Here is a 22090-nt window from a genome sequence, read left to right as displayed (position 1 = left end):
GCAGGCATGGCATTGGCCGTTGATTGCCACTCCATTGGAGCCCCCATGCGCGCCGAAGACATCGCCCTCGCCAACCGCCTCGCCGACGCTGCCGGCGCCGCGATCCGCCCGCTGTTCCGTTCCGCCTATCAGCATGAGGCCAAGGCCGACGCATCGCCCGTCACCGAGGCCGACCGCACGGCCGAGGCCGCAATGCGCCGTCTGCTCGACGCCGAAGCGCCGCGCGATGGCATCATCGGCGAGGAATATGGCGCCGAGCGTCCCGGCGCATCGCGCCAGTGGGTGCTCGACCCGATCGACGGCACCGTCAGCTTCATGGCCGGCCGGCCGATCTTCGGCACGCTGATCGCGCTGCTGCAAGACGGATGGCCCGTGCTGGGCATCATCGACCAGCCGGTCGCGGGCGAACGCTGGGTGGGGGCAATGGGACAGCCGACCCTGTTCAACGGCAAACCAGCGCGCACGCGCAACTGCCGCAACCTGTCCGATGCGGTGCTCGCGACGACGGGCCCGCAATATTTCAGCGACCATGACGGCGAGCATTTCATGGCGCTGGCGGCGCAGACCGCGCACAAGCGCATGGTCTTTGGCGGCGACTGCTACAATTACGGGCTGCTGAGCAGCGGCCATATCGATCTGGTGGTCGAGGCCGGGTTGAAGCTTCACGACTTTGCCGCGCTGGTCCCCGTCGTCGAGGGCGCGGGTGGAACGATGTGTGACTGGAACGGAGACCCGCTCCACAGCGAGAGCGAGGGCCGTGTCATCGCGCTTGGCGATCCGGCGCGACTCGAGGATGTCGTCGAGGGACTCGCCTGCCACCATTGAGGCGAGCGGCCATCGCCTTCGAAGGCCGTTGGCATTGCGAACGCAATGTCGCTTTACTCTGTCGCCCAAACGGCTAATCGCCCCCGCGACGCTGAACCCAGCGTCTTCTAAACAGGGGGTATTTCGTGAAAAATATGATTGTGGCTGCGATCCTCGCGGCCGGCTTTGCTTCGCCCGCGTTCGCGCAGGAAGACGATGCAGGCAATGCCAAGGCGGGTTTCCGTATCGAAGCGCGCGCCGTCTATGAAACGCCGACGGTCAGTAGCATCGCCCAGAACAACGATGTCTACAAGGTCGGCAGCGCGGTCGCGTGGGGCGGCGAAGCGGGCTTCGACGTCGCCGTCGGCTCGTCGTTCGTGGTTGGCCCCTATGTCACCTTCGAAAAATCGTCGGTCGAGGCCAGCGACGGCATCGACACGCTGAAGGTCAAGGACAATCTCGGCGCCGGCTTGCACCTCGGCTATGCGATCGGGTCGAAGGGCCAGATCTATGGCAAGGTCGGCTATGCCAAGCTGCGCGTCGAAGCGCAGAGCGGCGCGCTGCGCGCCACCGAGAGCGGATCGGGCTTTCAGGGCGCGGTCGGCTATGAACATGGTTTCGGCGAGCAATTCTATGGCCGCGTCGAATTCGGCTATGGCGACAATGGCCGCATCGGCGGCATCAATTTCCAGCGTCGCCACGCCGGCGTCGCGCTCGGCGTCCGCTTCTGAGCATGGCGGGACGGAACGGGGCGCCGGAAACGGCGGCCCGTTCTTTCATGGGAATGGACCGCAAGGCTTGCATTTCCGGGCGAATCCTTCTAGGCGCGCCGCTTCCGATTGTAACGGCTGGCTGAAAGGGCTGCCATGCCGCTACGCAAACGGACTTCCAAAGGAGACCAAAATGCCCAAGCTGAAGACCAAGAGCGGTGTGAAGAAGCGCTTCAAATTCACCGCCTCGGGCAAGGTGAAGCACGGCGTCGCCGGCAAGCGTCACCGCCTGATCAACCACAATGCCAAATATATCCGCACCAACCGCGGCACCAGCGTGCTGAGCGATTCGGATGTGGCCCATGTGCGCCTCTGGGCGCCCTACGGCCTGAAGTAAGGAGCGCTAAGCCATGTCACGCATCAAACGCGGCGTCACCACGCGCGCCAAGCACAAACGCGTATTGGAACAGGCGAAGGGCTATTACGGTCGTCGCAAGAACACCATTCGCGTTGCCAAGCAGGCGGTCGAAAAGGCCGGCCAATACGCTTATCGCGACCGTAAGGTCAAAAAGCGGAACTTCCGCGCCCTGTGGATCCAGCGTATCAACGCCGCGGTTCGCGCCGAAGGCCTGACCTATTCGCAGTTCATGCACGGCGTGAAGCTGGCGGGTGTCGACCTCGACCGCAAGGTCATGGCCGACCTGGCGATGAACGAAGGCGGCGTGTTCGCCGCGATCATCGCGCAGGCGAAGGCGGCACTGCCCAAGGCGGCCTGAGCCCCGGGCATCATCGCGACAAAGACATAAGGGCGGTCCCGCGAGGGGCCGCCCTTTTTCGTGCCCGCACCATTTGCCGGCGGGCCGCCACAAACAGAAACGGCGCGAAGGTTGCCCCTCGCGCCGTTCCGACGATGATCGTAAACGACGCACCGCCCCCCTCCCTCCGAACCGAAAAGCCGTGGGTCGCAGAAAGCCGCCGGCCGGTGGAAGATGTTCCTTGCCGCGACATATGCGGTCGCGCGCCGCGGAAGAATTGTAAAAACCCGACAAAGGAATCGCTTAGCCTGTTGTTTTTTTTCGCATAGGTGCGAAGGGTGCGGCGTCATGACGGATGAGACCAGTCATTCGGGGCAAGGCACCGACGTGCGCGTGGCGACGCGCTTTTTTCCCGTGTCCGCGGCGCTTCGGCCCTATTCGAGCATCATCTATCTGACCGAGGTCGAAGCGCCGGCGGGTGTGCGCATCGAGGATTATCTGCACCCCGAATGGGCGAACATGCGCTTCATAGAGGGCGACACGACGTTGAGCGCGATCGGGAACGATCCGGTGGTGCCTGCGCCGAATTTCAACGTCACCGGTCCGACCAGCAAGGCGACCTATTTCTCGGTCGGCAGCATGCGCACCTGGGGGATCGGCATCCTGCCGGCGGGCTGGGCGAAATTCTTTGCGGTTCCGGCCGAGGAGATGGCCGACCGCTTCGTCGATGGTGCTGCGCACCCCGCCTTTGCCGCGCTCGCCCCGCTGGCCGGAAAATTGCGGCAGGCCAACGACGTCGAAGCCGCGGCGCAGGCGATCGACGATCATTTCACCGGCCTTCTGGACGGTGCGCCGCGCGACGACCCGGCGATCCTTGCCGCGCACGGCGCGCTGATCGACGACGATCTCGGCAGCGTCGCCGAACTGGCCGACAAGCTCGGCTTGTCCGAACGCTCGGTCGAGCGGCTGAGCCGCCGCGCTTTCGGTTTCCCGCCCAAATTGCTGCTACGCCGCCAGCGCTTCCTGCGCAGCCTCGCGCGCTTCATGCTCGACCCGTCGATGGCGTGGATCGATACGCTCGATTATCATTATTACGACCAGGCGCAGTTCACGCGCGATTTCCAACGCTTCATGGGGATGAGTCCGCGCGCCTATGCCGCGCGCCCCAAGCCGATCCTCGGTGCCGCCGCCCGCGCGCGCGCCGCCGCGATCGGAGCCGCCGTACAGGGGCTGCACAGGCCCGGAAACTAGCGCGATCCGGGCCCTCGGGGGTTGACCCGCGCCGCCCGTTCGGTGCAAGCGGCGCCGCAGTAAAGCGCGGCATTTCCGCCGCCGCAGGACAAACGACCATGAGCGATTACCAGGCTATGCAGGCCGAGCTGACCGGCGCGATCGAGGCCGCGACCGATGTGGGCGCGCTCGAGGCGCTGCGCGTCGCCGCGCTCGGCAAGGCGGGCAGCGTCACCGGCCTGCTCAAGACGCTCGGCGGCATGACCCCCGAGGAGCGCCAGACGGTCGGCCCGCAGATCCACACGCTGCGCGAGGCGGTGACCGCGGCGCTCGCCGACCGCAAGGACGCGCTCGAAGGTGCGGCGCTCGAGGCGAAGCTCGCGAACGAACGCCTCGACATGACGCTCCCCGCCGGCGCCGCCGCGCGCGGCAGCGTGCATCCGGTCAGTCAGGTGATGGACGAACTTGCCGAAATCTTCGCCGACATGGGCTTCGCGGTCGCGACGGGTCCCGAGATCGAGGACGACTGGCACAATTTCACCGCGCTCAACATTCCCGAGACGCATCCGGCGCGGGCGATGCACGATACCTTCTATTTTCCCGAAGTTGGCGAAGGTTCCGCGCAGCGGATGTTGCTGCGGACGCATACGTCGCCGGTGCAGATCCGCACGATGATGGAAAAAGAACCGCCGATCAGGATTATAGCCCCCGGGCGTGTCTATCGCAGCGACAGCGACGCGACGCACACCCCGATGTTCCACCAGGTCGAAGGTCTCGTCATCGACCGCGGTATCCATATGGGGCACCTCAAATGGACGCTCGAGACCTTCCTCAAGGCCTATTTCGAGCGCGACGACATCGTGCTGCGACTGCGCCCGAGCTACTTCCCCTTCACCGAACCCTCGGCCGAGGTCGATGTCGGCTATAAACAGGAAAAGGGCCGCCGGATCGTCGGCGGCAACGGCGACGACGAAGGCCATGCGTGGATGGAGCTGCTCGGCAGCGGCATGGTCAACCGCCGCGTGATCGCGAACTGCGGGCTCGATCCCGACGTGTGGCAGGGCTTCGCCTTCGGGGTCGGGGTCGACCGGCTCGCGATGCTCAAATATGGCATGGACGACCTGCGCGCCTTCTTCGACGGCGACCTCCGCTGGCTGTCGCACTACGGGTTCGGCGCACTGTCGGTCCCGACGCTCAGCGGGGGGATTTCGGCATGAAGATCACTCTCGACTGGCTCCGCGAGCATCTGGAAGGTGACTTCACCGTCGCCGATGTCGTCGCAGCGCTCAACCGCATCGGCCATGAGGTCGAAGGCATCGAGAATCCGGCCGAGAAGCTCACCGGTTTCCGCGTCGCGCGCGTGCTCACGGCCGAAAAACATCCGCAGGCCGACAAGTTGCAGGTGCTGACCGTCGAGGCCGGCCCCGACATCAACGGCGGCGCGCCGCTGACCGTCGTGTGCGGCGCCCCCAATGCGCGCGCCGGGCTGGTCGGCGTGCTCGGCCTGCCCGGCGCGGTGGTGCCCGCGAACGGCATGGAATTGAAGGTCGCCGCCGTCCGCGGGGTCGAATCGAACGGCATGATGTGCTCGACGCGCGAACTCGAACTCGGCGACGATCATGACGGGATCATCGAATTGCCCGCCGATGCCCCCATCGGCACCGCCTTCGCCGATTACAGCGGCGCGGGCGAGCCGGTGATCGACATTTCGATCACCCCCAACCGGCAGGATTGCATGGGCGTGCGCGGCATCGCGCGCGACCTCGCCGCCGCCGGGCTCGGCACGCTGAAGCCGCTCGAGGTTCCCGTGATTGCGGGGGCAGGCGCCATCGCGACGCTGATCGCGACGAATGACGAAGAAGGCTGTCCCGCTTTCTATGGCCGCACCATCGCCGGCGTCGACAACCGGGTCGCCACCCCCGAATGGATGCGCCGTCGCTTGGAAGCGGTCGGCCAGCGCTCGATCTCGGCGCTCGTCGACATCACCAACTATGTTATGCTCGATCTCGGCCGCCCGAGCCATGTCTATGACCGCGCGCAGCTCAGCGGCGGGCTGGCCGCGCGCCGCGCGAAGCCGGGCGAGACCGTCACCGCCTTGAATGGCAAGGATTATGTCCTGACCGACACGATGACGGTGATCGCCGACGATAAAGGCGTCCACGACATCGCGGGCATCATGGGCGGCGAGCATAGCGGGTGCAGCGAGACGACGACCGACGTGCTGCTGGAAATCGCCTATTTCACCCCCGAGCGCATCGCGCTGACCGGGCAGGCGCTCGGGCTGACCAGCGACGCGCGCAGCCGGTTCGAGCGCGGGGTCGACCCCGCCTTCCTCGACGATGCGACCGCGATCGTCACCGGCCATATCCTCGCGATCTGCGGGGGCACCCCGTCCGAAGTGACGCGCGCGGGCACCCCGCCCGCCGCGGCGAAGACGGTCGATTACGACCCCGCGCTGTCGGCGACGCTCGGCGGCATCGCGATCGAACCCGCGATACAGCGCGCGATCCTCGAATCGCTGGGCTTCGGCGTGACCGAAGGCAGCCCCTGGCGCATCGCGGTGCCGAGCTGGCGCCGCGACGTCGACGCCGCGCCCGACATCGTCGAAGAGGTCACGCGCATCACCGGCTTCGACGCGGTCGAATCGGTCGCGCTGCCGCGTGTCGATGGCGTCGCCAAGCCGACCGCCACCGCCGAGCAATTGCTCGAACGCCGGCTGCGCCGCGCTGCGGCCGCGGGCGGCTATCACGAGGCGGTAACGTGGAGCTTCGTGTCCGACCGCGAGGCTGCGCCCTTCGGCGGCGGCGCGTGGAGCCTCGCCAATCCGATCAGCGAGGAGCTCAAGGTCATGCGTCCGTCGCTGCTGCCCGGGCTGCTCGCCGCGGCGGCGCGCAACCAGAATCGCGGCGCCGACAGCATCCGGTTGTTCGAGATCGGGCGCCGTTACCTGACCGATGCCGAGCATCCGACCCTGTGCATCGTGATGGCGGGTAACCGCAGCGAGCGCGGTTGGCAGGCGGGCAAGGCGCAGCCCTTCGACGCCTATGACGCCAAGGCCGCGGCGCTGGCGTTGCTCGACGCCGCCGGCGCGCCGACCGACCGGTTGCAGGTGATGGAGCCCGTCGCCGAGGCCGGCATCTGGCACCCGGGGCAGGCCGCGACCTTGCGCCTCGGCCCCAAGGCGGTGCTCGCCGAATTCGGCGCGCTGCATCCTTCGCTCGCACGGCATTATGACGTCGACGGCGCGGTGATGGCGGTGCAGATCTTCCTCGACGCGATCCCCGCCAAGCGTGCGAGCGGCCCGGCGCGCAGCGCCTTCACCCCGCCCGCGCTGCAGCCGGTGCGCCGCGACTTCGCCTTCCTCGCGCCCGACAGCCTCGCGGCCGCCGATCTTGTCCGCGCGGTGAAGGGCGCCGACAAGGCGGTCATCGTCGACGCGCGCCTGTTCGACCGGTTCGCCGGGCAGGGCGTGCCCGAAGGGCAGGTCAGCCTGGCGGTCGAAGTCGTGCTGCAACCGGCCGAGAAGAGCTTTGCCGAAGCCGAGCTGAAGGCGATTGCGGATAAGGTGGTGGCGGTGGCGGCGAAGGTCGGGGCGGTGTTGCGGGGGTAATATCTTGAAGTGCGGCGACACCATCGTTCGGTGATTGGCCGGTCGCAAACGCATTTAGGATCGGGACGCAACAGACATGCACCATCCCAACAACCTTTTCCGACCCTAGCATTGGCGCAAGTTCCGGCCTGAGAAGCCTTGTTGCCAAGACAACGCGCAGAAGCGGAAACGAAGACTTTAGGGAAGGAAATATATCGATTGTGCGCGTCGGTTCATGCAATGAACTAGATATTAGGTCAAATCGCTTGGATTTCGCGCATCAGGCTGTAACTCGTGCATGATGCCGAACGATAGGGAACAGCAATTCTCGCTTTTCGAGCTCGACCTCGATCCAGCCGTGGAGGATCGCAAAAGTGCGACCACGCCGACCGGCCGGCACAGCAATTTCATTGTCTATGTCGACGAGAGCGGCGACCATGGGATGCAGAATGTTGATCCGAACTATCCGCTATTCGTTCTAGCATTCTGTGTCTTCTACAAGAAACACTATAGCGAAAAGGTCGTCCCGGCCCTCGAGAAGTTCAAGTTTAACCATTTTGGCCACGATATTGTCATTCTGCACGAGCGAGAAATCCGCAAGGAAACGGGGCCCTTCAGATTCGCTAACCAAGCGGAGAAACTAGCCTTCATCGATGGACTCAGCGACATCATCGAGAATAGCAATTTCATCCTGATCAGCTGCGTGATCGACAAACAGAGACTTGGCGGTCGCGGCGCCGAGCATAACAATCCTTATCATCTCGCCATGGGATTCTGCCTAGAGACGCTGCACGAACTGCTCGTCGAGAAGAACCAAGACGCGAAGAAGACGCATGTCGTTTTCGAATGCCGCGGCAAGAAGGAAGACAAAGATCTCGAACTGGAGTTTCGGCGGGTCTGCGACGGCGCGAACAAAATGGGACAACAGCTTCCCTTCGAGATTATATTCGCTGACAAAAGGGCCAATTCGTCGGGCCTCCAATTAGCCGATCTCGTCGCCCGGCCAATCGGCGTGAGCATATTGAGGCCCCTGCAGGAGAACCGCGCCTTTAACGTACTGAAACGGAAATTTTTCTGCGCGGGCGGCCGGAAACACGTCGGAACAGCGTACGAAGATTGGGGTTTGAAGCTTTTTCCACCATCAGAAAGCGAAAAGCCCCGGCGAAACTCACCGAGGCTATAACGCCGACCGGGAACCCCCAGTCCACTTGCTTACCCTATATGGGTATAAATGCCCCTTTGACAACCGGAACATTGTGCCAACATACAATTATGTTCGCCCTTTGTTCTCATCGGAGAGAGGGATGTGGCCTCCGCCACCCTGCCCGCCGCCGCCTCGCTCAAGCTTACCACCCCCTCGAAGCAGACATTTCTCGGTCGACTTCACACGCGCCACCTCGTCGACATGGTCCGGTGACGTAGTATCCATTGGTCGCGCATTGGCTGTAGCGGTCCAAATATGCGCCGTTGGGCCCGCCTTCGACTGGAAGCCCCATAGCTAGTCTGGTTTAGCACCCCACCACAGTTAACCTCGTCCCAAGGATTACCGCCCTAGGGTCCGGCCATGCGCTTGGCGACAATCACCAACTGGGCCTATGGCGCGACCGTCCTGCTGACGATCGTGTCGAGCACGACGATGATCTTTGCATCGAACGCGCAGGAGCGCGAGCGCGAGGCGGTCGAGCAGCGCTATCGGCTCGACCGGGCCACCGGGTCGCTGGGCGGCGAAATCTATCGGTTGAGCGACCGCGCGCGGCAATATGTCAACACGGGCGATGCGACCTATCTGGCCGGCTATCGCAGCGAGGTGGCCGCGCTGGCGAGCGTCGAGCAGCGGATTCGCCACATCGGCGACGCCGGGGCGTCGGCGAGCGAGCTCGATGCGTTGAAAAAGGCGATCGCGCTCGCCGATACGCTGCACGACGAACAGGAAACCGCACTGGCGGCGCAGGAGCGCGGCGATGCCGCGACCGCGCGGCAGATTTTGTTCGGCCCCGAATATGAGCGGCAGCTCGACCGGTCCGAGCTGGAGGTCCAGCGGTTCCAGGACCAGCTCGACAGCCGCATCGAGGAACGGGTCGCCGACGCGACCGACGTGTCGATCCTGTGGAAGCGGATTTCGGAGGTCGTGCTGGCGCTGACCGCGCTGCTCGTCCTGTGCGTGCTCTATTTCGTCTTCAAACGCCGCGTGCTGCACCCGGTCGTCAGGCTGAGCGACGTCGTCAACCGGCTGGCGGTGCAGGATTTCGCCGCCGAACCGCCCACGGTCGAGCATATCGACGAAATCGGCGACATGGCGCAGGCGATCCGCCTGTTTCGCGAAAACGGCATCGAACGCCAGCGGCTGGAGGTCGAGCGCGACGCCGACCGGTCGATGCGCGACCTGTTGTCGCGGATGACCCAGCGCATGCAGGGAAGCGACACGCTGCACGACCTGAAAGAGGTCGTCCGGCGCTTCATTCCCGAGATCGTCCCCGACCTTCCGGGTCGGCTCTACCTGCTCGACCAGCAGAGCAAGCTGGTGGTCGAGGCGTGCAGCTGGCTGGGCCCGGTGCGATCGAGCGCGCAGTTTTCGGCGACGTCTTGCTGGGCGCTGCGGCGCGGCCTGCGTCACCGCCCGGCGGGCGACCATGTCGACGTGCCGTGCGACCACATCGACTGGAACGCCGAGGCGCCGGTCGACAGCCTGTGCCTGCCGCTGATGGCGCAGCGCGAGACGCTGGGCTTGCTCTATTTCGAAATGCCCGCGGGCGCGGCGAACCGCGGCGCGGCGCAATTGATCTATTTCGACATGCTCGCCGAGAATATCGGCCTCGCCATCGCCAATCTGCAGCTGCGCGATTCGCTGCGCGAAATGGCGATGGCCGACCCGCTGACCGGGCTCGCCAACCGCCGGCAGCTGGGCCATGTGCTGGAAACGCAGATCGCGCAGGCCGTGCGCGACGGCGAGCCGCTGAGCTGCCTGATGATCGACGTCGACCATTTCAAGCGCTTCAACGACGTCCATGGCCATGAGGCGGGCGACGCGGTGCTGCGCGCGGTCGGGCGGGTGCTGGCCAATGTCACGCGCGAGCCGGAGTTCGCCTTTCGCTATGGCGGCGAAGAGTTTCTGTTGCTGTTGCCCGAGCTGTCGCCCGAACAGGCGGCGGAGCGCGCGCAGGACATCCGCGACCGCATCGCGACGATCGAACTCGCGCATGCCGGCGGCGAGCCGGGCGGCCTGTCGGTGTCGATCGGCCTGGCGGTGGCGCCGCTGCATTGCGATTTTTCGCGCCTGATTCCGACCGCCGATGCCGCGCTGCTGCGCGCCAAGGCGCTGGGGCGCGACCGGGTGGAAGTGGCGCAGGTCCGCAAGGCCGCGGCGCTCTAGGCCGCGACCGCTTCCTCGCTGCCGCTGCCCGCGGCTTCGAGCAGGCGTTTCTCGAGCGACTTCACCCGCGCCGCGCTGTCGATCTTGTCGCCGATCAGGTCGGTCACGTAAAAGGTGTCGACCGCGCGTTCGCCATAGGTCGCGACATGCGCGCTGTGCACCGTCACCTTCGACTGGAAGAGCGCATAGGCGAGCTGGTTGAGCAGCGCGGGACGGTCCTGCGCATTGACCTCGATCACCGTGAAGCGGTTCGAGGCCTTATTGTCGACGAAGACATTGGGGGCGATGCGGAACGCCTCGGCGCGGGCGCGGGGGAGCGCGCGGGCTTCGAGTTTGGGCAATAATTTGTGGCGGTTGGCGAGCGCATCCTCGATCGCGCGGGTCAGCCGGTCGATCTGCCCCGCCTCGGCAAAGGGGCGGCCGAGCGGGTCCTGGACGAGGAAATTGTCGAGCGCGAGGCCGTCGCGGGTGGTGTGGATACGCGCGTCGATGATGTTGCCGCCGGCGAGGTGGATGCCCCCCGCGATGCGATAGAACAGCCCCGGATGGTCGGCGGCGAGCACCATCACCAGCGTCGCGCCGCGATCCTGATCGGGGACGGCAGCGATGTGCAGCGGGGTATCGCCCGCCTGCTGCATATGGCGCAAGTTGGCGGCGATGACCTCGACCGGTTCGGCGATCCAGTAACTTTCGGGGAGGCGCTTCGCGAGCCTGGCAAAGCTTTTCTCGTCGAGACCGAGCAGCGCCTGCGCATCTTCCTTCTTGTTCGCGATCCGCTGTTCGCGGCCCTTTTGCTTGTGGCCGAGGCGCAGCACTTCCTCGGCGGCGTCGAACAACTCGGTGAGCAATTGCCGTTTCCAGCTGTTCCACACCCCGGGGCCGACCGCGCGGATGTCGACGACGGTGAGCACGAGCAGCAGGCGGAGGCGTTCGGGGCTTTGCACCTGCCCGGCGAAATCGAGGATCGTCTTGAAATCGGCGAGGTCGCGCTTGAACGCGGTCGCCGACATCAGCAGGTGATGACGCACGAGCCACGAGACGGTCTCGGTCTCGGCCTCGCTGAGCCCCAGCCGCGGGCAGACGCGCAGCGCGAGTTCGGCGCCCAGTACGCTATGGTCGCCGCCGCGCCCCTTGGCGATGTCGTGGAGCAGCACCGCGACATAGATGGTCCGGCGCGAATGGATCTGGTCCATGATCGCGGTCGACAGCGGATGGTCGTCGCCGAGCCGGTTCTGCTCGATGTCGGCGAGCAGCCCGATCGCGCGGATCGTGTGTTCGTCGACGGTGTAGTGATGATACATGTCGAACTGCATCTGCGCGACGACGCGGCCGAAGTCGGGCACGAAGCGGCCGAACACCCCCGCCTCGTTCATCCAGCGCAGCACCGTTTCGGGATCGCGCGGGGACGTCAGCACGTCGAGGAACAGCGCGTTGGCGCGCGCGATGCGCCGCACCCCGCGCGCGTCGATCAGCTTGGCATCGTGGCGCGCCTGGCGCATCGCCTGCGGGTGGATTTCGAGGCCATATTTGTCGGCGAGCGCGAAGATTTCGATCAGGCGCACCGGGTCGGCCTGAAAGAAATCGTCCGCCGGCAGCGTGAGGCGGCCGCGGTCGAGCACGAAGCCGTTGAGCCGGCCCGGGCGGCGACGGATCGTCGGCAGGAAACGCCGCCCGCGCGCCGCAAGCTGGTCGTCGAGATGGGCGAGAAAGGTGCCGGTGACGTCGCCGACGCTTTTCGCGTGGATGAAATAGAGCTGCATGAAGCGCTCGACCGCGCTCTTGCCCGGGCGCTCGGCGAAATGCATGCGGCGCGCGATTTCGGGCTGGAAGTCGAAGGTCAGCCGGTCCTCGGCGCGCCCCGCGAGCGTGTGAAGGTGGCAGCGCACCGCGAGCAGGAAATTCTCGGCGCGCGCGAATTGCCGAAGCTCGCGGGTCGAGAGCAGCCCGGCGTCGACCAGTTCGGGCACGGTGCGGACGCGGTGGATGAACTTGCCGATCCAGAACAGCGTGTGGAGGTCGCGCAGCCCGCCCTTGCCCTCCTTCACATTGGGTTCGACGACATAGCGCGAATCGCCCATGCGCTTGTGCCGCTCGTCGCGCTCGGCGAGCTTTTCGGCCACGAAGCTGCGCGCGTTGCCCGCGACGACCTCGGCATCGAAACGCGCGGAGGCCTGATCGTAAAGATCGCGGTCGCCCCAGATGAAGCGCCCTTCGAGCAAAGCGGTGCGGATGGTGAGATCGTCCTTCGCCGCGCGCACCATCTCGTCGATCGAGCGTGACGAATGGCCGACCTTCAGCCCGAGGTCCCAGAGCGTGTAGAGCTGCGCCTCGATCACCTGTTCGGTCCAGCTCGTCTGCTTGAACGGGGTGAGGAAGCCGATGTCGATGTCGCTGTACGGCGCCATTTCGGCGCGGCCATAACCGCCGACCGCGATGATCGTGATGCGCTCGCCCGCTGAACGATTGCCCGCGGGATAGAGATGATCGACGGTGAAATCATAGGACAGGCGGATGATCTGGTCGATCAGGAAGGCTGTCGCGCTGGCGGCGAGGCGGCCCGACGAGGGCGCTTCGAGCAGGCGGCGGGCGATTTCGGCGCGGCCCTCCTCCAAGGCGACCTTGAGCAGGTCGACGAGCGCGCGGCGGCGCTTGCCGGTATCGCTGGTCTCGGCGGCGACGGCCTCGAGCCGCTCGGCGAGCGCGCGGCGATCGATGATCGCGCGGCGGCCGTCGAGATGCGCGAAGATGTCGCTCATGCCTCGCCCCCGGTCGCCTTGAGCCGGTAGAGCGCGTCGAGCGCCTCGCGCGGGGTCAGCGCGTCGGGATCGATGCTTGCGAGCGCCTCGCGCAGCGCATCCTTCACCGGCGCGGGTTCAGCGGCAAGCGTCGCGGCGAACAGCGGCAGGTCGTCGAGCCCCGCCGCGAGACCGCCGGTCTTTTCGCGTCCGGCTTCAAGCTTCGCGAGCACCGCTTCGGCGCGCTTCACCACCTTGGGCGAGACGCCGGCGAGGCGGGCGACCGCGAGGCCGTAGCTGCGGTCGGCGGGGCCGTCGGCGAGCTCGTGGAGGAGGACAAGGTCGCCCTGCCACTCGCGGGCGCGGACATGGTGAAGCGAGAGCGCGTCGAGGCTTTCGGCGAGGCGGGTGAGCTCGTGATAATGGGTCGCGAACAGGCAGCGGCACTTATTCACTTCGTGGACGGCTTCGACCACCGCCCAGGCGAGCGCAAGCCCGTCATAGGTCGAGGTGCCGCGCCCGACCTCGTCGAGGATGACGAAGCTTTGCGGGGTCGCCTGCGCGAGGATCGCGGCGGTTTCGACCATTTCGACCATGAAGGTCGAGCGCCCGCGCGCGAGATTGTCGCTGGCGCCGACGCGGCTGAAGAGGCGGTCGACGAGGCCGAGCCTCGCCGAAGCCGCGGGGACGAAGCCCCCCGCCTGCGCGAGCACGACGATGAGGGCGTTCTGGCGCAGGAAGGTCGATTTACCGCCCATGTTGGGGCCGGTGACGAGCCAGAGCCGATCGGCCTCCGCCAGCGACAGGTCGTTGGGGACGAAGCGTTCGCCCGCCTTGGCCAGCGCCGCCTCGACCACCGGGTGGCGGCCGCCGGTGACGTCGAGGCACGGGGTGTCGGCGAGGTCGGGGCGGCACCAATTGTGGCTCATCGCATGGTCGGCAAGCGCGGCGGCGACGTCGAGCCGCGCGAGAACGTCGCACGAGGCGGCGATCGCCTCGCGCCGCGCGGTCGCAGCGTCGGTGAGCGCTTCGAGATGCGCGGCCTCAGCAGCGATGGCGTGGACGCCGGCCTGGGTCACCCGGCTCGCCGCCTCGTGCAGGTCCGACGAGTTGAAGCGCACCACCCCGGCGAGGGTCTGGCGGTGGGTGAAGCCCGATTCGGGTGCCATCAGCGCGTCGGCGTGCTTCGCGGGCACCTCGACATGATAGCCGAGCACGCCGTTGTGGCGGATCTTGAGCGCGGCGATGCCAGTGCGGTCGCGATAATCGGCTTCCAGCGCGGCAATCGCCTTGCGCCCGTCGCGCGCGGTCTCGCGCAGCGCGTCGAGCGCATGATCATAGCCTTCGGCGACATAACCGCCCTGCGCGGCGTCGACCGGCGGGGTTTCGATCAAGGCGCGGCTGAGTTCGTCGACGAGCGCGCCATGGCCGTCGAGCCCGGGGAGCAGGCGGGCGAGCAAGGGCGGCAGGTCGGTCCGGCGGCCGAGCCGTTCGCGCAAGACGCGCGCGCCGCCGAGCGCATCGCGCAGCTGGGCGAGGTCGCGCGGCCCGCCGCGCCCCGCGACGAGGCGGCCGAGCGCGCGCCCGGCGTCGGGCAGCGCGCGCAGGGCGGCGCGGAGTTCGCCGCGCCACAGCGCATCGCGCGCGAAGGCGTCGACGAGGTCGAGCCGGTCGAGGATGGCGTCCTTGTCGGTGAGCGGGCTGGCAAGATCGTCGGCGAGCAGCCGCGCGCCCGCCGCAGTGACCGTGCGGTCGATGGTGCCGAGCAGGCTGCCGTCACGCGCGCCGGCCATGGTGCGCACGAGTTCGAGGCTTTCGCGCGTCGCGGCGTCGATCGCCATGCGCCCCGAGGCGAGGTGACGTACCGGCGGCTGGAGGAAGACGGTCGTGCCGGTGCCGACATGGTCGAGATAGGCGGCGATCGCGCCCATCGCGGCGATTTCGCCGCGCGAGAATTGGCCGAAGCCGTCGAGCGTCTGCACACCGAACAGCGATTCGAGCCGTTTCTGGCCGGCGTTGCTGGCAAAATCGGCGGTCGGGCGGCGCACGACCTGGCGCACGCTCCACGCGGGCAGGTCGCCGATACTCTCGCTGACCAGCAATTCGGACGGCGCGAGGCGGGCGAGTTCGGCGTCGACCGCCTCGCGGCGCACCGCGACGACCTCGAACCGCCCGGTCGAGATATCGGCGGCGGCGATCGCGACCTCGCCCTCGCTGCCGACCTCGGCGAGCGCCGCGAGCCGGTTGGCGCTGCGCCCTTCGAGCAGGCTTTCCTCGGTGAGAGTGCCCGCGGTGACGAAACGCACGATCGCGCGCGCGACGAGCGCCTTCGACCCGCCGCGCGCCTTGGCCTCGGCGGGGCTTTCGACCTGTTCGGCGATCGCGACGCGGTGCCCGGCGCGGATCAGCCGCGCGAGATAGGATTCGGCGGCATGCACCGGTACGCCGCACATCGGCACCGGTTCGCCGCCATGTTCGCCGCGCGACGTCAATGCGATGTCGAGCGTCGCGGCGGCAGCCTTGGCATCGTCGAAGAAGAGTTCGAAGAAGTCGCCCATGCGATAGAAGAGCAGGCAATCGCCCGCCTTTTCCTTGAGCGACCAATATTGCGCCATCATCGGCGTCGGGGCGGAGGGCTTGGCGGCGGAAAGGGCGGCGGTTGCGGACATCGCGCCCTGATTAGTGATTGGGGGGCGCATGGCAAGGCGCGGGTAGCGAATGTCGGCTTTGGGGTGGTGAGCTGACGTTGCCTGCCGGACCATTATGTGTTCTCTGCATCTAATGGACAGCCTGCCCACAGACGAAAAATCCCTGAGCAATTTCCTTGCTGCATACGAGATCAATTTTGATGAGGTTCCAGCGAACCTGCTTCATGACCTTTGCTCGGGAGAGCTTTCATATGAGACTGTCTGGGCTTGGTGCCAGCTTGGAGAGCTATTTGGTCGTTCGCGTCGAGCAACGCCTATCCTCTGTTCGCTTTTGAACAGTGACGCCCATGAGGGGCACGAAGAATTAGCGGACACTCTTCAAAATCTACGAGATCCAAGGAGCGTCGACTGCTTATTTTATTGCGCCCAGCGCAGGCTGCCATATCTAGATTACGACGACAGTTCAGCCCTCGCCCGCAGATGTGTCTGGGCATTGCACGACATTGGCACAAAGGAGGCTGTCGCCAAGCTTGAAGCCTTGGCCAACGACCCGCGACCAGAAGTGTCGGAAGAGGTTACCGTTAGACTGCGGTCCGTTCAAGAAGGGCATGGCGCCGCTCAGCCCTATCGGCAGGCGCGAGATGCCGCCTTAGGGACGCTTTAGCGAACGTCAGAAACTGGTCGCAACCGGTCGTTTGCCCCCCAAGGGAGGGGCCTTTACCTCGCGCCGAACAGCGCGGTCCCCACGCGCACGTGCGTCGCGCCGAGCATCACCGCGCTCTCGTAATCGCCGCTCATGCCCATCGAGCGCAGCGGCAGGCCGTGACGCTCGGCGAGTTCGTCGAGCAGCGCGAAATAGGGCGACGGATCGACCTCCGTAGGGGGGATCGCCATCAGCCCGTCGATTTTCAGCCTGGCGTCGGTCGCCTGCGCCAGCAGGGCGGGCAGGTCGGCGACCGCGCAGCCGCCCTTCTGTTCCTCGTCGCCGATATTGACCTGCACGAACAGCAGCGGTTGCCCGCCCGCCTTCTCGCACGCCCGTGCCAGCGCGGTGACCAGCGACGGCCGGTCGACCGAGTGGATCGCGTCGAACAGCGCGACGGCTTCCTCGGCCTTGTTCGATTGCAGCTGCCCGATCAGGTGGAGTTTGATATCGGACGTTTCGCCGCGCAGTTCGGGCCATTTGCCCGCCGCTTCCTGGACGCGATTCTCGCCGAAATGGCGCTGCCCGGCTGCGATCAGCGGGCGAATCGCCGCAGCGTCGTGCGTCTTCGACACCGCGATCAGCTGGACGTCGCGCGCCTGGCGTCCCGCACGCGCCGCGGCGGCGGCGATTCCCGCTTCGACCCCGGCCAATCGCTGCGCTGCACTGTCCATGTCCGATCCTTCGCTGGCGCCCACGCGTTGCGCGCGGCGGCGACGCGCCTATAGAAAAGCCGATGCCCCGGCGCCACCCCTTCTCAAGACCATCGGGCCGACTGCCGCAGCGCTGGCTGTTCACCGATGCGCGGCTCGGCGATGCGGTGCTCGCCGCCGCCGCGGCGCTGCCGCCGGGCAGCGGCATCGTCGTCCGCGACGACGACCGCGCGCCGGGCGATCGCTGGCGACTGGTCCGCAGCCTCGCGCGGATCGCCAAGGCCCGCAACCTCGTGCTGCTGCTCGCCGGACCACCCGCGCTGGCGCGGCGTTGGGGCGCCGGCGGCGTTCACCTGCGCCAGCATCAGGCAAAGCAGGCGGTGGAGGCGCGCCGCCTCGGCCTGATCGTCTCGATGCCCGTCCACGATCCCCGCGAAGCCCGCGCCGCGCGGCGTGCGCGCGCCGACCTCGCCTTTGTCTCGCCGCTCCACCCGACTCGCTCGCATCCCAGCGCTCCGGCGCTCGGCCGCGCGGCGTGGCTCGGCCTCGCGCGGCTGAGCGGCGCCCGGCCGGTCGCGCTCGGCGGCCTCACCCCGGCGCGCGCGCGCGCGCTCCACCGCGCGAGCAGGGCAAGCGGCCTCACCCCCGGATGGGCGGCGATCGATCATTGGCTGGAACAGGCGACAAAACCGCGCAGATAGACTGCGTCGATATTTGGTTCAGGGTGAGTCGAAAATGGCGGCGTTTCGCGACCCGGCGCGCAGCGTACGTCTGTACGTGAGCACCGGAAGCGCGAAAGGTCGTCATTTGCAGGCCACCATGGGCCAAATAGCGACGCAGGCTAGAAGCGGAATGCGGTGCCCACATACACCGCCTGGCTGTCGCGGCGGGTGTCGGTCAGCGGCTGGACACTGTCCTCGCTCTTGTACCGCACCCCGGCGGTGACATCGATGTTCTTGGTCAGGCGATAGCTGCTGACGACATCGACGGCCTGGTCGTCGCCCGGCGCGGTCAGGCGATCGGTCGCACCGGCGGGATCGCTCGGGCGTGCCAGCATGCGCGTCGCGAAGCGCGACTTCTTTTCATTCTGTTCGGGCGCCTTCGCCTGCGGCAGGTTGCGCAGGTCGATGCCGCGCGGCAGCGTCGGGGTCACGAATTTCTCGAACCCGACCGAAGCGCCGAGATTATAGGCGACGGGCGTGATCGCGACGGGGGCCTTGCGGCCCTGCACCAGCGCCGAGGTCATCGCGGCGCTCGAGGCGTCGTCGCGGGCGCGAATCACCACGGTGATCGCGCGGTTCTGACGATTCTCGTCGGTCAGCGCGGGGGTGAAGCTGAAGTTGCTGCGGGCATCGGCCGAGACCTTGGCATAGCGTGCGATCAGGCGCGGATCGCCCGAAGCGGGGGTGAATTGCCCCAGCAGGGTTTCCGACAGGCTTGTTTCGCGGATGCGGTCGGCGCGGCTCATCGCGGCGAGGGCGGGGGGCAGGGCAAGCGAAACCGTCGCCAAAACGACGACCCCTGCTTTCCAGAAATGGCGCTTGCTGCGCGGCATTGTCTGCGACTCCAACCCCAGTACCCTCATCAGATAGGCCGAACGCACCGACTTTTCCAGTGATTCGCGAGAAAGCAATTCTTTATGCCCCATATTTCGCGGGGCTGTTGCGCGATCACCACAGTGCGACGCCAAGCTGTCTCCCCGATGAACGCCGCGAACAAGCCGATTGCCGCGCTTGCCGCCGCGCGGCAACGGCGATAGAGACGCTGGAAATCCAGCAAGCGCGGCGGTCGCCCGCGCCCGATGTATAAGGTGTTCCGGCATGTTCCAGCTTTCCGTCCCTGCCAAGTTCGGCGCCACGCTCGGTCGCCGTTCGGCCACGTTCGCGCTCCTCGGGGTCGCGGCGCTCGGCCTTTCGGCGTGCGGTGGCAAAGAACGGCCGCGTGCCGACCTCGCTGCGTCGCAGGTCACGACGATCGGCGTGAACTCCTATCTGTGGCGCGCTAGCCTCGACGCGCTGTCGTTCATGCCGCTGCTTCAGGCCGATTCGTCGGGCGGCGTCATCATCACCGACTGGTACGCCAACCCCGGCAACCCGAACGAGCGGATGAAGGTCACCGTGTCGATCCTCGACCGCGATCTGCGCGCCGACGCGCTGCGCGTCGCCGCCTCGCGCCAGGTCGCGCAGGGCGGCACTTGGGTCGACGCGCCGGTTCAGGCGGCGACGGTCCAGAAGCTCGAGGAAATCATCCTCACCCGCGCTCGCGACCTGCGCCGTTCGGCCTTCGAGGGCTAATAACCCGGCGCGGATACGCGCCGACAGACATCAACGGGGTAAAAACGAATGACCCGCGAACCGCGCTTTGGCGCCCTCGCCGCCGATGCCCGCTGGCAGGCGGCGTGGGAGGCCGCGAACAGCTTTGCCACGACCGAGACGGCGGACAAGCCGAAGGCCTATATCCTCGAGATGTTCCCCTATCCCTCGGGGCGCATCCACATGGGGCATGTCCGCAACTATGCGATGGGCGACGTGCTCGCGCGCTTCAAGCGGATGACCGGGCACGACGTCCTCCACCCGATGGGCTGGGACGCCTTCGGTATGCCCGCCGAAAACGCTGCGATGGAAAAGGGCGTCCACCCCGGCGGCTGGACCCGCGACAATATCGCCTCGATGCGCGGCCAGCTGAAACGCCTCGGTCTCGCGATCGACTGGAGCCGCGAACTCGCGACCTGCGAGCCCGATTATTACGGGCAGGAACAGGCCTTGTTCCTCGACCTGTTCGCGCACGGCCTCGTCACGCGCAAGCACAGCTACGTCAACTGGGACCCGGTCGACATGACCGTGCTCGCCAACGAGCAGGTGATCGACGGCCGCGGCTGGCGTTCGGGCGCGCTCGTCGAGAAAAAGAAACTGTCGCAGTGGTTTTTGAAGATCACCGACTTCGCCGAGGAACTGCTCGACGGCCTCGGCAGCCTCGACAGCTGGCCCGACAAGGTGCGGCTGATGCAGGAAAACTGGATCGGCAAGTCGCAGGGGCTGGAATTCAGCTTCAAGCTCGCTGGCGGCGCGCCGGGCTTCGACGTCTTCACGACGCGCCCCGACACGCTCTATGGCGCGAGCTTCGCGGCGATCTCGCCCGACCATCCGCTTGCCGAGAAGCTGGCGAAGGACGCGCCCGAGCTGGCGGCGTTCATCGAGGAATGCCGCCGTCAGGGCACCGCCGCCGAGCAAATCGACACCGCTGAAAAGCTCGGCTTCGATACCGGCTTGGCGGTCGAGCATCCGCTCGACCCCGCGCTGCACCTGCCCGTGTGGGTCGTGAACTATGTGCTGATGGATTATGGCACCGGCGCGATCTTCGGCTGCCCGGCGCACGACCAGCGCGACCTCGACTTCGCGAGAAAGTACGAACTGCCCGTCCTCCGCGTGATCGCCGATGGCGACGAGACCGCGCAGCATTTCAGCGGCGACGAGGCCTACACCGGCCCCGGCAAGCTGGTGAACAGCCACTTCCTCGACGGCATGACGATCGACGAGGCCAAGGCCGCGATCGTCGCGCGCGCCGAGCATGAGGGCTGGGGCAAGGGCACGACCGTGTGGCGCCTGCGCGACTGGGGCGTCTCGCGCCAGCGCTACTGGGGCACCCCGATCCCCTTCATCCATTGCGACGCCTGCGGCCTGGTCCCGGTGCCGAAAGCGCAGCTTCCCGTCGTGCTGCCCGAGGACGCCGATTTCTCGGTCCCCGGCAATCCGCTCGATCGCCATCCGACGTGGAAACATGTCGCCTGCCCGTCGTGCGGCGGCGAAGCGGTGCGCGAAACCGACACGCTCGACACCTTCGTCGATTCCTCCTGGTATTTCCTGCGCTTCGCCTCGGCGCCGTCGGACAAGCCGTTCGATCCCGAGGTGATCCGCCGCTGGCTGCCCGTCGATCAATATATCGGCGGCATCGAGCATGCGATCCTCCACCTGCTCTACGCGCGCTTCTGGACGCGCGCGCTCAACAAGCTGGGGATGATCGACATCAAAGAGCCGTTCGCCAGCCTGTTCACGCAGGGCATGGTGACGCACGAGACCTATAGCCGCGATCAGGGCGAAGGCTTGCCGCCGCTCTACTTCACTCCCGACGAGATCAGCCGCAGCGCCGAGGGTGCGACGCTCGAATCCGATGGCGCGCGGGTCGATGTCGGCCGCGTGATCAAGATGTCGAAGTCGAAGAAGAATGTCGTCGACCCCGACGCCATCCTCGACCAATATGGCGCCGACGCGGCGCGCTGGTTCATGCTCTCCGACAGCCCGCCCGAGCGCGACCTGCCGTGGAGCGAGGCGGGCATCGAGGGCGCCTGGCGTTTCGTCCAGCGCCTGTGGCGTCTGTTCGGCGACACCGAAAATGTCGGTGACGGCGCCGAGGACAAGGGTCTCGCGCGCAAGCTGCACCAGGCGATCGCCGGCGTCGCCGCCGACATCGAGGCGCTCGGCTTCAACAAGGCGGTCGCGAAAATCCACGCCCTCGCTAACGACGTCGAAAAGGCCGCCCCCTCGGCGACCCGCGCCGAGGCGTGCCGCACCCTGATCCTGCTCGTCGCACCGATGCTGCCGCACCTCGCCGAGGAAGCCTGGGCGGCGCTGCCGGAAGGCCAGCGAACCACCGCGATGATCGCCGACGCCGCATGGCCGCACGCCGATCCGGCACTTCTCGTCGATGACGAGGTGACGATCGCGATCCAGATGGCGGGCAAGCTGCGCGATACGATGACGATCGCGAAGGGTCTCGACAAGGAAGCGACCGAAGCCGCGGCGCTCGCGCGCCCGCGCATCGTCGAACTGCTCGCCGGTGCGTCGCCGAAGAAGGTGATTGTGGTCCCCGACCGTTTGGTGAATATCGTACCCTGAT

General features: G+C 66.7%; 17 protein-coding genes. 13 read left to right on the top strand and 4 right to left on the bottom strand.

Annotated elements, in window-relative coordinates:
• The first annotated feature begins 45 nt into the window (after positions 1-45).
• The 9 genes from hisN to AC07U1_RS05225 all read left to right on the top strand — a co-directional run bounded on the left by hisN (position 46) and on the right by AC07U1_RS05225 (position 10458).
• Positions 46-825 (top strand): histidinol-phosphatase, encoded by a 780-nt coding sequence (gene hisN / locus AC07U1_RS05265; RefSeq protein WP_495177236.1) that lies wholly within the window; start codon positions 46-48, stop codon positions 823-825.
• A gap of 134 nt (positions 826-959) precedes the next feature.
• Entirely contained in the window at positions 960-1535 is a 576-nt protein-coding gene (locus tag AC07U1_RS05260; protein ID WP_235535536.1) for an outer membrane beta-barrel protein, read from the top strand.
• 172 nt (positions 1536-1707) lie between these two features.
• Positions 1708-1911: a 50S ribosomal protein L35 gene (gene rpmI, locus AC07U1_RS05255; RefSeq protein WP_056341643.1), complete on the top strand. Its 204-nt coding sequence runs from the start codon at positions 1708-1710 to the stop codon at positions 1909-1911.
• A gap of 13 nt (positions 1912-1924) precedes the next feature.
• Positions 1925-2290: a 50S ribosomal protein L20 gene (gene rplT / locus AC07U1_RS05250; RefSeq protein WP_056341641.1), complete on the top strand. Its 366-nt coding sequence runs from the start codon at positions 1925-1927 to the stop codon at positions 2288-2290.
• Positions 2291-2617: 327 nt separating this feature from the next.
• Positions 2618-3520, top strand: coding sequence for a helix-turn-helix domain-containing protein (locus AC07U1_RS05245; protein ID WP_495177237.1), 903 nt, complete (start codon positions 2618-2620; stop codon positions 3518-3520).
• Positions 3521-3618: 98 nt separating this feature from the next.
• Positions 3619-4716: a phenylalanine--tRNA ligase subunit alpha gene (pheS, locus tag AC07U1_RS05240; protein ID WP_187141742.1), complete on the top strand. Its 1098-nt coding sequence runs from the start codon at positions 3619-3621 to the stop codon at positions 4714-4716.
• Positions 4713-7109, top strand: coding sequence for a phenylalanine--tRNA ligase subunit beta (gene pheT / locus AC07U1_RS05235; RefSeq protein ID WP_495177238.1), 2397 nt, complete (start codon positions 4713-4715; stop codon positions 7107-7109). The genes pheS and pheT overlap by 4 nt, the downstream gene beginning before the upstream one ends.
• Before the next feature lie 277 nt (positions 7110-7386).
• Positions 7387-8271, top strand: a complete 885-nt coding sequence (locus tag AC07U1_RS05230; RefSeq protein ID WP_495177239.1) for a DUF3800 domain-containing protein — start codon at positions 7387-7389, stop codon at positions 8269-8271.
• 381 nt (positions 8272-8652) lie between these two features.
• A complete protein-coding gene (locus AC07U1_RS05225; protein WP_495177240.1) occupies positions 8653-10458 on the top strand; it encodes a diguanylate cyclase in 1806 nt (601 codons plus the stop codon).
• Here AC07U1_RS05225 and AC07U1_RS05220 read toward each other — a convergent pair.
• A complete protein-coding gene (locus AC07U1_RS05220) occupies positions 10455-13214 on the bottom strand; it encodes a [protein-PII] uridylyltransferase (RefSeq protein WP_495177241.1) in 2760 nt (919 codons plus the stop codon). The two genes, AC07U1_RS05225 and AC07U1_RS05220, sit on opposite strands and share 4 nt — an antisense overlap.
• The gene (mutS, locus tag AC07U1_RS05215) at positions 13211-15862 is read right to left on the bottom strand and encodes a DNA mismatch repair protein MutS (protein ID WP_492735184.1); all 2652 of its coding nucleotides are present in this window, start codon (positions 15860-15862) and stop codon (positions 13211-13213) included. Before mutS ends, AC07U1_RS05220 begins: the two co-directional genes overlap by 4 nt.
• Positions 15863-15974: 112 nt before the next feature.
• Here mutS and AC07U1_RS05210 point away from each other — a divergent pair, with 112 nt between their 5' ends.
• A complete protein-coding gene (locus AC07U1_RS05210) occupies positions 15975-16505 on the top strand; it encodes a HEAT repeat domain-containing protein (RefSeq protein ID WP_495177242.1) in 531 nt (176 codons plus the stop codon).
• A gap of 53 nt (positions 16506-16558) precedes the next feature.
• On the opposite strand, the gene AC07U1_RS05205 is transcribed toward AC07U1_RS05210, so the two are convergent.
• Positions 16559-17218 carry a YggS family pyridoxal phosphate-dependent enzyme gene (locus AC07U1_RS05205; RefSeq protein WP_495177243.1) on the bottom strand — a complete coding sequence of 220 codons (660 nt, stop codon included), beginning with the start codon at positions 17216-17218 and terminating at the stop codon, positions 16559-16561.
• 62 nt (positions 17219-17280) lie between these two features.
• Between AC07U1_RS05205 and AC07U1_RS05200 the strand changes: the two genes are divergently transcribed.
• Positions 17281-17898: a thiamine phosphate synthase gene (locus AC07U1_RS05200; RefSeq protein ID WP_495177244.1), complete on the top strand. Its 618-nt coding sequence runs from the start codon at positions 17281-17283 to the stop codon at positions 17896-17898.
• A 140-nt stretch (positions 17899-18038) separates the two neighbouring features.
• On the opposite strand, the gene AC07U1_RS05195 is transcribed toward AC07U1_RS05200, so the two are convergent.
• Positions 18039-18752 (bottom strand): hypothetical protein, encoded by a 714-nt coding sequence (locus tag AC07U1_RS05195; RefSeq protein ID WP_056341612.1) that lies wholly within the window; start codon positions 18750-18752, stop codon positions 18039-18041.
• Positions 18753-19017: 265 nt separating this feature from the next.
• Between AC07U1_RS05195 and AC07U1_RS05190 the strand changes: the two genes are divergently transcribed.
• Complete coding sequence (locus AC07U1_RS05190; RefSeq protein ID WP_495177245.1) at positions 19018-19491, top strand: DUF3576 domain-containing protein; 474 nt, start codon at positions 19018-19020, stop codon at positions 19489-19491.
• Positions 19492-19539: 48 nt separating this feature from the next.
• Positions 19540-22089, top strand: a complete 2550-nt coding sequence (gene leuS / locus AC07U1_RS05185) for a leucine--tRNA ligase (protein ID WP_495177246.1) — start codon at positions 19540-19542, stop codon at positions 22087-22089.
• Position 22090 lies beyond the last annotated feature (1 nt).

Source organism: Sphingopyxis sp. GW821-FHT02C12 (genome assembly GCF_059421785.1).
The sequence above is the reverse complement of the archived record's forward strand: the minus strand, read 5'-3'. Positions and strand labels throughout refer to the sequence as shown.